We start from the raw sequence: 14845 nt of genomic DNA, 5'->3' as shown, positions 1-14845 counted from the left end.
TTTATTGAATAGGTGCAGCTATGCTTAGAAGCGCACAGATAAACCTAAGTTGTAACGAGTTGCTTGCTCATACTCGTAAAGAGGGAATCCGTCAGTAAAGCCGCTATAAGGCATTGGACGTTGGTGATTACCAAATTGCTCTGAGCTTTCGCCTAAGATGTTTACCACGTCTAGTTTCACATCAACGTTATCTGTTACATGGTATACAGCGCTAAGGTCTAAGCTACCAAAACCTTCATGTAAACGGTTTCCATATGAACCTGCTTCACGCATCATGTACTCACTACGGTAGTTGTAAGATAAACGAGCGTAGAATAGTTCATTTTCATAATAACCAGATACGTTGAACGCATGATCAGAGCTATCAGTTAATTCGACATTCCAATCATCGAATACGCCAACTTCTACACCCTCTTCATTTTTATACGTTGCGTAATCAGCTTTAGCATCAGTGTATGTATAGTTGATTAACGTACCAAAACCATTACCAAAATCTTGTTGATACTGAAGTTCTAAACCAAGGACTTCACCACCTGGACCGTTTGAGTTCTCTTCGATTTGGTAACCAAAATCTTTTTCGTCACCCGTAAGCTCAGGAACACCAAATGCTGCTGCTTCTTCAGCAGTTGCATCACGACGACCGATTACGATGAAGTTTGATACATCTTTGTAGAATACAGTTGCAGCTAACAAAGAAGATTCGTTGAAGTACCACTCAATACCTGTTTCAAACTGATTTGCTGTAAATGGCTTAAGCGCTGGATTACCCACAATAATACGTTGGTTATTTGGTAGGTCGTCACTTACACCCATTAAACTTGGATTGAAGTACATATCGTTATATTGTGGACGGGTCATTGTACGCGCCGCATTCACACGCCAAATCATGTCATCAGAGATATCGTATGCAAAGTTTACACTTGGTAAAAATTCATTGTAATCTGCATCTTCTGATGTACGTGCATTTACATCTGCACCTTTATAGTATATTGATTTAGCATCAGTTGTTACATAACGAACACCAAAGTTACCACGGTATTTTTCGCCGCTGTAATTAGCCATAATGTAAGCGCCGATATTGGTCTCTTCGATGTGGCTGTATGCACCATAATCTTCTGTTTTACCAGTGATACTTGCTTTAGCCCACTTCTTCATCGCATCAACATCAAAACGCTGAATTTGGTAACTACCTGCGCCTACATCATAAGTGCCAGTAGAAGCATTTGATACGTCATAAACATTATCAAAACCATCAACTTGTGTGAATTCGAAGCGACGGCTTGTTGCTTCATGGTCAGCCCAACGAACACCTGTTTTAACAGAAGTAATAAAGTCATTGTCTAACATAAATTCGATATCGAATTGTGCAAAGCTTTCTTCATCTGTTTTTGGTGTCGCATTGAAGTTAGTACCCGTACCCATTACAAGTGTACCTGGGTTGTACTCAGACATATCAAAGTCTGCTGGCAGGTTCCAAGATTGGCCACCACCAGTGAAATCGTATGTACCGCCAGCTAGAGTTGGATTTAAACCATCATCCATTACCATTTCAAAGTCTGTACCACCGCTTGATGTTGTTTTACCTGCAACAAACTTCATCTTATAAGTGTCACCAGTGTATTCTAAGTTGATATCAACAAAATCAGACTTCATCGTCGCTTCACGAGGACGCATTTGATAGAAAGCAATATTTAGAGGACCTGCAACTTGAACACCAGGGTTATCACCGGTGCCGTTACCACCTAACCAAGTCGTTTCGCTTTGGTCACCCCAAGTTGTATCAGCTTGAGTTAACCATAATGCATAGTTAGTATTGTCCGCTTCCATCTGCATGTCGATGTAGTTAACAACAATGTTTAACTGATCATTCGGTTGGTATTCAAGTGCAGTAGAGAATGCTGTACGTTTACGATCCTGTTCAAAACCAACTGGACCTGCACCCCATTGCCAGAATGCTTCGTTACCTTGACGCTGTAAGTTACGTTCTTGTGAAACTGCCGAAACTAAGAAACCGAAGTTTTCGTCTTCATTTTTCCAGCTGTAAAGACCTGAAAATTGTGGATCTGTTTCACCAGAATCATCAGAGTATTGTGCTTCGATTGAGCCATATACCGTGTGTTGATCTAAGTCTAAAGGAGTGCGAGTGTTAACGATTACCGTACCACCAATACCACCTTCAATTAAGTCAGCTTGAGAAGATTTATAAACCTCAAGACCACCTACTAGCTCAGATGGTAATAAAGTGTAGTTGAATGAACGTTTTGCTGGCTCAAGTACGAACCAACCAGTAGAAGCTACATTTTGGCCATTTAACGTTGTTTTAGTGAAATCAGCACCAGCACCGCGGATTGAAACCGCATCTGCTTCACCAAATTGGCCTTGTACAGTAATACCAGGAATACGTTTTAGTGATTCAGCAACGTTCTTATCTGGAAATTTACCAATATCTTCTGCAGTAACAGCATCAACAACTGAATTTGCAAAACGTTTAGTGTTTAGAGACGCTTCAAGTGAACGGCGAATACCGCGAACTTCAATTACTTCAACATCTTCTTGAACTTTAGTTTCATCTGCTGCGTATGCAGCGCCAGTGAACCCAGCACTCATTACGAGGCCGATATTAACTGCTAATAAGCTTTTCTTAAAATTTTTAGCTAACACAGGATTCCCCTTGAATCATTTTGTTGGTTTTTTATATCACTTCTGCCCAGTGATGATGACAACGCTGTCATCTAGTAACAAACCATACACTCTAAATTACATTTGTGCTACATCTTTTTGGTTAATTTGTGCAAAAAATTTACAACGAAATAATCAAGTTATTGATATAACTAATATTTAATATTGAGTTTTTAAGAATTGTTACAAATAAACGGCGCAAATATAGCATGAGTGATATTGCAGATGAAAAGACCAAAAGGATGAGTTTTTGAAATTTGCTAAAAATCACATGTATTTTTGTAAGCTTTAGTTTCCACTGAGTATTTATTAACCATAACTAAAAGTTATATAAAACCTTTTATCTAACAATAAATTAGCTTAAAAAACTACCGTGTTTCTGAAAGCACGCTGTCATGTACAAATTATTTTTAACTTTTTCTGGGCAGAATGAGTTAAAGGGGCTTTGAGAATAACAATCAATAACAATGACAGCGTTGTCATTTTAATTATATAGAGCCCTATTGTACTTGTCTAACTCTTTATCGGGCTATTTAAAGAAAACGAGTTTATGCAAAAATGCTCGTTAAAGGTGAGTATTTAAAAACAAAAAAGCGAGCATAATAGCTCGCTTTTGAAGTTCAGTTTAATCGGGCGATTAAGGCGCCCAATAAACTTCAATATTGATATGTGGGTGATTCAATACTGCACGTAAAGGCATGTCAGCAACTACACCGCCCTCTTTCGCTTGCTTATAAACAGCGAGTTTTTCTTCACCGCTAATTAAAAGCTTCACAACTTTAGAATCTGCAATTGCAGATAAAGTTAGTGTCATACGCTCAGTGATTTTACCTGTCACGTCACTTTCGATAGCATTAATTGCACATACTAAATCATCTGTTGCTAGGCCGTGTTCAAGACCTTCAGCATGCGGGAAAAGTGAAGCCGTATGACCATCAGGACCCATGCCTAAAATTGTCACATCAAAAGGACGCTTTAATGCTTTGTATGCAGCTTCACATTCAGCTACACCGTTTTGCGCCGTTAATGCGTCATTTTTCATTGTCACGAAATTAGCAGCTGCGCCATGGTTTTGTAATAGCGTACTTTTGATAAATGCTTCATTACTTTTTTCATGATCAGCATCAACCCAACGCTCATCAACCATAGCAACATCGATGTTTGCCCAATCAAGCTCAAGGTTTGATAAGTGCTTATAAGCAGGTGCTGGCGATGAGCCACCCGATACCATCAATACCGCGCGACCATCTTCTTTAATACCAGCAACAAGGCTTTGCTCAAGGCTTGAAGAAAGCTCAGCTGTTAATTCGTCTTTGTTTGCAAAGAATTTTTCAACAATTGTTGCCATCTTAATTACGCCTTATCGCCTGTGTTAAACCATACATGGTTGTTTTCTTCTAAAAGCTCATCTGCATCTTCAGGGCCCCATGTACCAGCACGGTATAACGATGGTGCACCTTTTTCTTGCCAACGCTCAATGATTGGGTCAATCCATTTCCATGCTTGACGCACTTCATCACGGTGAATAAACAGCGATGGGTTATTTGCTGCGGCATCTAACATTAAGCGCTTGTAAGCATCTGAATGGAAACCATTACTATACGCTTGCGATAACTCAATGTTCATAGTTACTGGCTCTAGTTGCATCTCAAGGTTATCAAGGCGCTTAGACATCAGTGTTAATTGAATTGTTTCTTCTGGTTGCAGACGAATAACAAGACGGTTTGGTTCAATGTTACCTACGTTGTCGGTATAAACGTTGTGAGACACTTTTTTGTATTCAACAACGATTTCAGCACAACGCTTTTTCATACGTTTACCGGTACGAAGATAGAAAGGCACACCTGCCCAACGCCAGTTATCGATATGCGCACGAATTGCAACAAAAGTTTCTGTTTTACTTGCGCCTTCGTTTAATTCTTCTAAGTAACCTGGGACAATTTTACCGTCTAAGTTACCTGGCACGTACTGACCACGGACAATGTTTGCATCAACATCTTCCGCCACTAACGGACGTAGCGACTCAAGTACTTTTAATTTTTCAGTACGGATGCTGTTTGCGTTTAATTTGTTTGGTGATTCCATTGCCACTAAACAAAGTAATTGTAGCAAGTGGTTTTGAACCATATCTCGTAATGCACCTGCTTTATCGTAGAAACCAGCGCGGCTTTCTAAGCCTACGGTTTCTGATAAGCTAATTTGGATGTTATCGATTGATTTAGCATCCCATAGGTTTTCAAACAGTGAGTTTGAAAAACGCAGTGCCATTAAGTTTTGTACGGTTTCTTTACCTAAGTAATGGTCAATACGGAATACTTGCTCTTCTTTGAAGTATTCAGCAATTTTTGCATTGATTGCTTCAGCAGATTCACCACAGTAACCAATTGGCTTTTCAACAACAACACGTGATGTTTCTGTGATTAAACCTTTCTTAGATAGGATTTCACAGCAGCTACCGTAAACCGCAGGTGGTAATGAAAGGTAAAAAACACGAGACTTATCAGCATCGTGTTCATTAAGAATATCTCTTAGTTTATCCCAGTCATCGTCGGCTTCTGTCACATTAGATACAACGGGTACAAGGTAAGCTGAAAACGCTTTCCAATCTTTTGCGTTGTACTCACCTTTACCTAAAAAGTCTTGTAACGCTTTATGTGCTGTTTCGATGTATTCTTTACGTTTGCTTTCTTCGCGTACCGTAGGAAGGATACGAGAACCTTGAGGAAGGTTGCCCTCTTGATAAGCGCGATACATTGCAGGAAGTAATTTGCGTAACGCAAGATCACCGCCGCCCCCAAAAATTACGATATCAAATGGATTTAACATATATCACTCTCTACATTGGCAATGCCATGTTAATCGACTCATGCAGTATGGCAGTGCGTGTTGTTATCTGGTTGATTTGGCTGTGTTAGATGATCCCTTTAACAAAGCCTGTTGAATTTTTTTGTAAGTAGCTTACTCATTATTCTTATGTTGGCTGAAGTAAATGAGTCTTAGGGGCTCTGTAAATCCTCTCACAAAAATACAGGCCCTAAGAACTCCAGCGCTACCCGTTCAAAGGTATTCGGTTTGCAGCTGTTGCTGCGAATCTATTACTGCTTACGATGTGTTTTATAGTAAGCGATCAGTCCATTGGTTGAGCTGTCGTGTGGATGACTTACTGCGTCATCAAATAATTCAGCTTCAATTTTAGAGGCAAGTCCCTTACCTAGCTCTACACCCCATTGGTCAAATGAACAGATTTCTAAGATAATGCCTTGGCAGAAGATCTTGTGCTCATAAAGCGCAATTAAACGTCCTACCGTTTTCGCATCAACTTTATCTAATAACATTGACGTTGTTGGGCGATTGCCTTGGTGAATCTTGTGATTCAATAATTCTGCAATTTCTGCTTCAGATTTACCTTTCGCGGTTAAATCTGCAGTTACTTGCTCTGCATCAACACCGGCCATCATTGCTTCGGTTTGTGCAAAGAAGTTTGATAATAAAATATCATGGTGCTTACCAACATTGACTTGCGGCTCAATTGAAGCAATAAAGTCAGCAGGTACAATCACATTACCTTGGTGCAGACATTGGTAAAAAGCATGTTGGCCATTGATACCTGTCATGCCCCAAATGATTGGAACCGTCGTGTAAGGAACCGTTTCACCTGCGAAAGTAACATGTTTACCGTTACTTTCCATCTCACCTTGCTGCAAATATGCAGGTAACATGTGTAGTGCTTGGTCATACGGTAAAATTGCTTGCGCCGTATAGCCTAAAAAGCTTGTGTTCCAAACACTTAAAAGCGCCATTAATAATGGTACGTTATTTTCAAATTCAGCATTTTTAAAATGCTCATCAATTTCAAACGCACCTTCTAGGATTTCTTCGAACGCATCGAAGCCTAGGTACAGGGCGATTGGTAATCCTATCGCACTCCATAAAGAAAAGCGACCGCCTACCCAATCCCACATTGTGAATACGTTTTCATCAGCGATACCAAAGGCCGCTGTTTTTTCTAAATTGGTGCTTACAGCCACAAAGTGCTTAGCAATATGCTCTTGTGCTTGGGCTGTTTGTAAAAACCACTCAACGGCTGATTTAGCGTTAGTCATGGTTTCTGAGGTGGTAAACGTTTTAGATGAGATTACAAATAATGTTGTCTCAACGTCTAAACCTTGTAAAACAGATGCAATTTGAACGCCATCAACATTTGATACGTAATGCACATTTAATGTGTCATCAGCATAAGCTGCAAGTGCTTCAGTTGCCATTTGCGGGCCTAGGTTTGAACCACCTACACCAATTGCAACAACATCTTTCACCGCTTTACCTGTGTAACCTAACCACTCGCCACTGCGCACTTTGCTAACAAAAGCTTTCATTTTAGCAAGCTCAGCGTTAACTGCGTCTGTTACGTTTTCGCCATCAACCATCACAGCTGTATTAGCACGGTTACGTAAAGCAGTATGAAGTACCGCACGGTCTTCAGTGAAGTTGATTTTCTCACCACTGAACATTTTTTCACGCCATGCGCTAATGTCACACTCTTTCGCTAAAGCAATAAGCTGTTCAAAAACCGTTTTATCAATTTGTTGTTTTGAGTAATCGAATAATACGCCTGGGATTTGAGCTGAGAATTGCTCGAAACGCGTGCTATCTTTGGCAAATAAATCTTTAAGATGAATTTGTTTCATCTTCTTGGCACTTTCAGATAGTGCTTGCCAACTAGCTAATTGCGAACGGCTGCTCATATATATAATCCCCTCAAAACTTGCAACAAACTGATTTTTAACTATCTTTTTATTAATGTTGAATAAAGACAGCAATTAAAAACACGATGAAAATTAACACTAAGTTAAAATGACAACGCTGTCAATGTTCTACTTTTACATTTTATAGTCGAGATAATAGCGCAATTTTTCTCTTTTGACACCGGTATCATAAAAATTATCTCAATTATTTTACTGCTAATTTGGTAGAACATTAGATACACTAACTAACTTATATTAAATATTAATGTACCAATTCAGAAAAAGCGCTCTGGCGAACACTTTTCGATATTATTATAATACAAATATAACTAACTATAAAGTAACAGTATGAAAGTAACCATAAATGATGTAGCCAAGCTCGCGGGTGTTTCAATGAAAACCGTTTCGCGAGTGATTAATAAAGAGCCATCGGTCAGAAAAAAAACCTATGACATAGTGATGGATGCTGTTAACACGTTGAACTATCAACCAAATCTTGCAGCTCGTAACCTAGCAGGCACATCGTCTTTTACTGTTGGTTTAGTTTATGACAACCCGAATGCTTATTATGTCATCGACATGCAGAACGGTGTCCTTTCGCGTTGTAAAGAAGAAGGCTATGAGCTGGTTATTCATCCGTGTAATTACCTTGATGGCAACATGGAAGAAGACTTTAAAACCATGATCAAACGCTCGCGCTTGGCAGGCCTTGTGTTAACGCCACCACTGTCAGAACAAAACAGTATCATCGAGATGCTTGATGAAATGGGCATTCATTATGTACGCGTGCTTTCTGGTCGCCCGACTGAAGAAAATCAAGATACCTGTATTTATGTAAATGACTACGCAGCTGCGTATGAAATCACCGCTCACCTACTGTCACTTGGCCATAAAAATATTGGTTTCCTGTGTGGTGATAAAGAACATAAATCAACAACTGAACGTTTAGAGGGGTATCAAGCCGCGTTAAAAGATCACAGCATTCCATTAAATGATGAGCTGATCTACGAAGGCCAATATTCATTTGAATCAGGTGTAGAAGGTGCAAAAGCCTTGCTGGGTGAAAGTAATCCGAAAAACATCACCGCCCTTCTTGGCGGAAACGATGAGATGGCAGCAGGCGCATTATTCGCCTCACGCTTAATGGGAATTGAAATTCCGCAGCAATTATCAATTACCGGCTTCGAAGACTCACCGTTCTCGCGTCAAACTTGGCCAAAACTCACCACGGCTCATCAAGCCAATGATGTAATTTCACAGCATGCAGCGCGTTTACTGTTTAGAAAAACCCGTGGTGCACGCAATCAAGATAAAGACATCATCACAACCTTTACCCCTTCATTGGTGGTACGGGAAAGCTCAGGTCCTACAACAGCCTAATTTATACAAGTTACGAAAAAGCCGCTTTATAGCGGCTTTTTAATGACTGAATTGATATTACTTTTTAAAGCAATGCTAAACCGCCATTCAAATTAAAAACGTTTTCAAAGCCTAATTGAGACAAATTGTTTGCCGCTTGTTTTGAACGATTACCACTTCGACAAACCAAAATGTAGCTATGGTCTTTATCAAGCTGTCCTTGAACGATGGCGTTTGCCATACGGCTCAGTGGAATGTTGATCACTTTGCTCTCAGCAACAGTAAATAACTCGGCCAAATTATTCGCACCATGCTCATACGGCTCGCGAGTATCGATTAGGTAAGTCCCCTTATCGTCTAACATTGCTTTAGCATCGGTTGCAGCAAGCTGTTTCATTGGCGTACTTTCAAGTGTTTCAACATAGCCACATAAAGAGTGACTCATTGAATGCTTTTGCTCATCTGCTTGTTGCTTTAATTCAACAAACTGAGCATCTGATACTTGCTCGTTTAATAATTTTGCTAATAACGGTGTCGTTGCTTTTTGTGCATGCCAATCCATTGCAAAACATTGCTGATAATCATGACCTGAACAAATCACCGTTGAATCTTGTACTTCCAGTGCAAGCTGTTTTAATGACAAGGCCATTTTTGCTGCATCGCCGCCGCTAATTGCCGTATTTCCCAAGCCACCTGGTAAAATTAAATCACCACAGAAACAATAGCTAACATGACCACTTAGCGTATCTTTCAATAAATAGCTAACACTATCATCACTGTGACCCGGTGTCGCTACTTTGCTTAAATGTGCACCGCTTAATTCGATAGCTGCTGAATCTTTAGGCCAGCCAAGTTCATCTATTTCATTAACAACATAGCGCTCTGCGAGCTCTTTGGTTAATAGACAGCGAGCCGATAAACGCTCTTGGTGATTATGCGTATCGATAATTGCTTTTACTGTTAAACCTTGTGTTGCGACAATTTTCGCCATACGCGGAATAAGCTCAATAATAGGATCAATTACCACTGCATTTTTATCGCTGTCGACATAAAGCCAACAGCACGCAGCTTGATGGCGCAGTTGTGTTAAGCCAATCGCACAGACTTCTTGCTGAGGCGATGTACTATCAGACACAACCAAACAGTTTGCTTCTAGAATTGGTTTTAAAGAACGAATTTTTTCACAAGCAAAGTCAATTTCTTGCTGGCTTGCAGCCGGGCCGAATGACATGCGAATCGCATTTTCACTTTGCCAATCACTGGCTCCCATCGCATCTAAAACAAAACTACGATTTGCACCTGAGCTACACGCAGAGCCGCCACTCACACGGATACCCGCAGCATCAAATAAATCCATTACTTCTTTACTGGTTAATTCGTTCACCGCAAAGTTCAAGGTTGTTGGCACTGAATGCTCAAAACTGTGGTTAAAGGTAATACTGCCAAATGTATCTAATAGCGCACCCAGTAATTGCTCGCGATAAGCATGTAACTGCTCAAGCGGCTTAAATGTTTGATTTTGTTTATCAAGTAATAAAGAGAACAGCTTATTTAAACCAGCAATACCGGGTAAGTTCTCTGTGCCTGAACGCATTCCGCTTTCTTGGCCGCCACCGGCAATAAATGGCGTATACGCACTGCCTTTACGAATATAAAGTACACCAATGCCTTTAGGCGCATACAATTTATGACCAGAGAATGGGGCATAATCAATGGTTGTTTGGCTTAGCGCCAAGTTGGTTTTGCCTAATGCTTGTACACAGTCAACCATCCAAGCCACATTATTGTTTTCACTGCGAATAACTTGCTCAATTGCGGTTAAGTCTTGGAATACACCGGTTTCGTTGTTGACTGCCATAGTACAAATCATCAGTGCATTCGCAGCATGTTTACGAATAAACTCATGATCTAAAATACCATTTTTATCAACAGGGATTGATAGCACCTGAGCGTTGATATCAAGCACACTGTTCCAATGCTTGAGCGTATTTGGCACCGCTTTGTGCTCTGTTGCACCATACAGTAATACCGGGTTTTCAACTTGATGATTTTTAGCTGCAATCAGTGTTGAAACAACCGCTGTTTGAATACCTTCGGTTGCACCTGAGGTAAATAAAATATCACCATCAGTCGCGCCAATAACTTCACGCGCTTTATTACGTGTTTGCTCTAATAAGTGTTTTGCTTGAATACCCGTAATATGAGAGCTTGATGGATTACCAAAACACACTCGCATCGTGTGCGAAACCACATCGGCAATTTCAGGAAGTACAGGAGTCGTTGCATTCGCATCTAAATAAATTTGCTGATTAGCATCGTCAGGAAGGTAAAAATTTGCCATGTAAAACGCACCATATTACTAAAAGATATATCTTATAACCTATTTTACATTTTTCACGGCTAAATTATAATAATCAATTAGTCAGTAAAGTGCGCTTTCTATACTTTTTAAGACTAAGCTAACTTTCTATTAGCTCAACCTTCTTAGAAGACCAAGCATTTATAAGCGCTTTGACTAATGAAGCCAGCGGTATTGCAAAGAACACCCCCCAAAAACCCCACAAACCGCCAAAAAACAGTACTGCAACGATAATAAACACTGGGTTTAAATCGACCGCTTCAGAGAACAGTAACGGCACTAACACGTTGCCATCAAGTGCTTGGATCACGCCATAGATGATTAAAATGGTCCAAAATTGTGTTTCTAAACCAAACTGGAATAACGCCACGGCGGCTACAGGAATGGTCACCAATGCCGCCCCTACAAATGGAATAAGCACCGACAAGCCAACCAACACACCGAGTAAAGCTGCATAGCGAAGATCAAGTACTGCAAAGGCAATAAAAGATGCTGCTCCAACAATTAATATTTCAAACACCTTACCGCGAATATAATTCATGATTTGCTGATTCATTTCTTGCCAAACTTGAATGATCAAGCGGCGCTGTTTAGGCAATAAACGCTCAGCACTTTGCGTGAGCTCTAACTTATCTTTAAGCATAAAAAACACTAAAAGCGGCACTAAAATCAGATAAATCAACCATGCCGCCACGTCTTTTATCGAGGTTAACGACACTGAAAGCACTAACTGGCCAAATTCAATGGCTTTGGTTTCAACACTGGCAACAATTGATTTAACCTGATCTTCCGTAATTAAACTCGGGTAATCTTCTGGAAGGTGTAATAGCAGTGCTTTGCCCTTTTCGATCATATAAGGCGTTTCTTGAACAAGGTTACTGGTTTGCTGCCAAAGCACCGGCCCCATACCAACAATAATTGTGATCATTAATCCACTGAATACCAACATCACGATAATCGTCGCGGTAAACCGTTTTAAACCTAGCTTTTCTAAATGGGAAACGGGCCAATCAAGTAAATAAGCAATCACCAAGGCGACTAACACTGGTACGATTAACGAACCAAAAAAATAGAAAAATGCAAAGGTTGCAATAAGCAGTAACAACAAAGTTACTGAATGGGGATCTGAAAATTTATTTTCGTACCAGGCTTTTACATACTCAAACACGAATGGGCTCCACGGTTAGCACACCTAATTCTAGGTCAATTTTAAAATGGTAATGATGTTTTTCTAAAAATCGCTGCATATCGTCCGTTGCCTCTGCAGCATTGAATGTAAAAGTCACGGCTTGTTGAGCCGATATTGCCTTATTCAAGCCTAATTTAAACTGAATAAATTGTTGAGGACACTTATAGTCCCTTAAATCAACCGTTAACATAGCGAATCAACTGCGTTATTAATATGAATAATAAGTATAAGATGTCAGCATCTTGCAAAAATAAGTCTTTATAATGAGAAACAACTCATTTTTTTCTTAAAACACGCAAAACAATAGTTTATCCTTAATCAATAACTGGTAGTAAAGGAAACGAGATGCCTGCCTCGCATAATAAAGCGCAATTACCTGCGAATCCAACTCTTAAAGAGATTAACTGGTATAAAAAACAAATAAATTGGGGCGAGCTGCCGCCTTTTTATCATATGGTGGCATCTTCTGTTAGCGAATCTGAAGGGATTTTGGATCACGGCTTTGATAATGCGGTGAAACGATTAATTGATCCACGCAACTGGAACCTCGATTTATTAGACGGCTATGAAACCGACATGGGCGAAATTGTCTGTGAGCAAAAACCACGTATCGCATTACATCAAAGTTTTACCGACCGAGGCTTCGAATTATGGGCCTATCCTTATGCAAAAGATGTTACAGTAGATCAGTACATTAAAGACAATCGCTTTATGGAATTTAAGGTGTGGGATCCACACACCATGAAAAACCTAATTCGCTTTAACCAGCTTCATAAATTCATCGCTTTTTACTTTGAAAGAGGCGATAAAGCTGACAAAGCATTAATCCTTCATGCCCATAAAGTAGTGCATAAAATCATAACTTTTTTACAACGAGAGTTGAACGTTGTTAAGCTAGATGGAGTCACAATAAAAGATTTCTATCAATTGTGCGAAAAAGACAGCCGAGCATGCAGCGACGAAATAGACATAGCAAAAGTCATGTTAGGTGAGCAAATCAACAAGGAATAAGATGCGACTAAAATCAGCCTTTATTACACTATGCAGTGCATTACTCACATTTTCGATACTGCATAGTGAGCCGTTGAAGGCACAAACTAACTTTAAGCTGCCCGATTTAGGGACCTCAGCTTTACAAGCTTTGCCGATTGAAAAAGAACAAGCAATTGGTGAAGTGATGATGATGCAAATTCGTGGCTCATCACCGGTTGTGAATGACCCTGTTCTTGATGAATACCTGACTACCCTAGGCAGACGTTTAGTGGCGAATGCCAACGATGTACGTTTTCCATTCTCCTTTTTTTGGCTAAACAATCCTGAGATTAACGCCTTTGCCTTTTACGGTGGCCATGTAGGTGTGCATACGGGTCTTATCGCTCAAGCGGATAACGAAAGCCAATTTGCTTCAGTACTTGGACATGAGATAGCTCACGTAACGCAGCGCCATTTAGCCCGTCGTATTCAACAACAGCAAGATAACAGTGCGTTAACCATCGCAGGTATGATTGCAGGTATTTTAGCTACCGTTGTGGCACCTGATGCCGGTATTGCAATTATCTCTGCAAACCAAACCCAAGCGGCATTTAGTCAATTAACTCACAGCCGTGCAGCAGAGCAAGAGGCAGACCGCATTGGTATGCAGACCTTAAATAATGCCGGATTTGATCCTCGCCAATCGAGTGAGTTTTTAACTAAACTTGCTGCACAAATCCGTTATAAATATAAGCCGCCGGCATTCTTGCTGACTCACCCATTACCTGAAAGCCGGGTTTCTGATGTGCGCTTGCGTGCCGAGCAATACCCAAAAAAACACTATGCTGATAGCTTAGAATTTAACTTAGCTAAGAGCCGTGTTATTGCCCGTTATCATCAAAAAGCCAAAGCAGCTGAAGATCTGTTTCGTAAATTAATGCGTGAAAACACCGTACATAATGATACGGCACTCAAGTACGGTTTAGGGATTAGTTTATTAGATCAGAAAAAGCTTGATGAAGCAGCCAGCATTTTGAATCCATTACTTGAGCAAGATCCAAAGAACTTATTTTATATCGATACCCACACCGACTTATTGATTGCACAAGGCAAAGCGAATGAAGCGGTAGAGTTTTTAGCTAAACTAGATATCGATAGACCAAACAATCAGGTGATTGCCTTAAACTATGCAAATGCCGCGATGGAAGCAAAACAATTTGACCTTGCTGAGCGTATTTTAAAATCTTACTTATTAGCGAAACCTGAAAACAATCTTGCAAAAGAGCTCATTGCTGATGTCTATAAAAAGCAAGAAAACATGGCTTCTTATCACGAAGCCCATGCTGATGTGCTTGCCCAATATGGCGCTTATTTAAAAGCAGCGGATGAAATTCAAAAAGCACTCAACTTTGTTGAGCCAGAAGAATTAGTAAAACAACAGCGTTTAAAAGCTCTACTCACGCAATACCGTCAATTACAAAAAGAGCTTGCGAGACTTTAAGTCTCGCAGCGCTTGCCCTAAAATAAGCCAAATTATTAAATGTG

Annotated in this window: 10 protein-coding genes; 3 read left to right on the top strand and 7 right to left on the bottom strand. The window is 40.1% G+C overall.

Going from position 1 to position 14845, the window contains the following annotated elements:
* Positions 1-24: 24 nt before the first annotated feature.
* The 4 genes from NH153_RS19420 to pgi form a co-directional block, all read right to left on the bottom strand.
* The gene (locus tag NH153_RS19420; protein ID WP_063706962.1) at positions 25-2661 is read right to left on the bottom strand and encodes a TonB-dependent receptor; all 2637 of its coding nucleotides are present in this window, start codon (positions 2659-2661) and stop codon (positions 25-27) included.
* A gap of 655 nt (positions 2662-3316) precedes the next feature.
* The gene (gene pgl / locus NH153_RS19415; protein ID WP_063706960.1) at positions 3317-4027 is read right to left on the bottom strand and encodes a 6-phosphogluconolactonase; all 711 of its coding nucleotides are present in this window, start codon (positions 4025-4027) and stop codon (positions 3317-3319) included.
* Positions 4028-4032: 5 nt separating this feature from the next.
* Positions 4033-5505 carry a glucose-6-phosphate dehydrogenase gene (gene zwf, locus NH153_RS19410; protein WP_063706958.1) on the bottom strand — a complete coding sequence of 491 codons (1473 nt, stop codon included), beginning with the start codon at positions 5503-5505 and terminating at the stop codon, positions 4033-4035.
* Between the two features lie 269 nt (positions 5506-5774).
* The gene (pgi, locus tag NH153_RS19405; protein ID WP_063706956.1) at positions 5775-7421 is read right to left on the bottom strand and encodes a glucose-6-phosphate isomerase; all 1647 of its coding nucleotides are present in this window, start codon (positions 7419-7421) and stop codon (positions 5775-5777) included.
* 348 nt (positions 7422-7769) lie between these two features.
* Here pgi and NH153_RS19400 point away from each other — a divergent pair, with 348 nt between their 5' ends.
* Entirely contained in the window at positions 7770-8801 is a 1032-nt protein-coding gene (locus NH153_RS19400; RefSeq protein WP_063706954.1) for a LacI family DNA-binding transcriptional regulator, read from the top strand.
* A 64-nt stretch (positions 8802-8865) separates the two neighbouring features.
* On the opposite strand, the gene NH153_RS19395 is transcribed toward NH153_RS19400, so the two are convergent.
* The 3 genes from NH153_RS19395 to NH153_RS19385 form a co-directional block, all read right to left on the bottom strand.
* Positions 8866-11121, bottom strand: coding sequence for an aminotransferase class V-fold PLP-dependent enzyme (locus NH153_RS19395; RefSeq protein ID WP_063706952.1), 2256 nt, complete (start codon positions 11119-11121; stop codon positions 8866-8868).
* A 118-nt stretch (positions 11122-11239) separates the two neighbouring features.
* Positions 11240-12307 (bottom strand): AI-2E family transporter, encoded by a 1068-nt coding sequence (locus NH153_RS19390; RefSeq protein ID WP_063706950.1) that lies wholly within the window; start codon positions 12305-12307, stop codon positions 11240-11242.
* A complete protein-coding gene (locus NH153_RS19385) occupies positions 12300-12518 on the bottom strand; it encodes a hypothetical protein (protein WP_063706947.1) in 219 nt (72 codons plus the stop codon). Before NH153_RS19385 ends, NH153_RS19390 begins: the two co-directional genes overlap by 8 nt.
* Positions 12519-12673: 155 nt before the next feature.
* On the opposite strand from NH153_RS19385, the gene NH153_RS19380 reads away from it, so the two are divergent.
* Positions 12674-13339, top strand: a complete 666-nt coding sequence (locus NH153_RS19380) for a hypothetical protein (protein ID WP_063706945.1) — start codon at positions 12674-12676, stop codon at positions 13337-13339.
* Position 13340: 1 nt separating this feature from the next.
* Positions 13341-14801, top strand: coding sequence for a beta-barrel assembly-enhancing protease (gene bepA, locus NH153_RS19375; RefSeq protein WP_063706943.1), 1461 nt, complete (start codon positions 13341-13343; stop codon positions 14799-14801).
* Positions 14802-14845: the final 44 nt, after the last annotated feature.

Source organism: Pseudoalteromonas gelatinilytica (assembly GCF_001641615.1).
In the GTDB taxonomy this organism is placed as follows: domain Bacteria; phylum Pseudomonadota; class Gammaproteobacteria; order Enterobacterales; family Alteromonadaceae; genus Pseudoalteromonas; species Pseudoalteromonas gelatinilytica.
Note: the sequence above shows the minus strand (reverse complement) of the source record. Positions and strands in the feature narration are given on the sequence as shown.

Coding starts and splice junctions, on each gene's coding strand:
- pgi (WP_063706956.1), bottom strand. CDS start 7,421: ATGAGCAGCCGTTCGCAATTAGCTAGTTGGCAAGCACTATCTGAAAGT.
- NH153_RS19395 (WP_063706952.1), bottom strand. CDS start 11,121: ATGGCAAATTTTTACCTTCCTGACGATGCTAATCAGCAAATTTATTTA.
- pgl (WP_063706960.1), bottom strand. CDS start 4,027: ATGGCAACAATTGTTGAAAAATTCTTTGCAAACAAAGACGAATTAACA.
- zwf (WP_063706958.1), bottom strand. CDS start 5,505: ATGTTAAATCCATTTGATATCGTAATTTTTGGGGGCGGCGGTGATCTT.
- bepA (WP_063706943.1), top strand. CDS start 13,341: ATGCGACTAAAATCAGCCTTTATTACACTATGCAGTGCATTACTCACA.
- NH153_RS19400 (WP_063706954.1), top strand. CDS start 7,770: ATGAAAGTAACCATAAATGATGTAGCCAAGCTCGCGGGTGTTTCAATG.
- NH153_RS19385 (WP_063706947.1), bottom strand. CDS start 12,518: ATGTTAACGGTTGATTTAAGGGACTATAAGTGTCCTCAACAATTTATT.
- NH153_RS19380 (WP_063706945.1), top strand. CDS start 12,674: ATGCCTGCCTCGCATAATAAAGCGCAATTACCTGCGAATCCAACTCTT.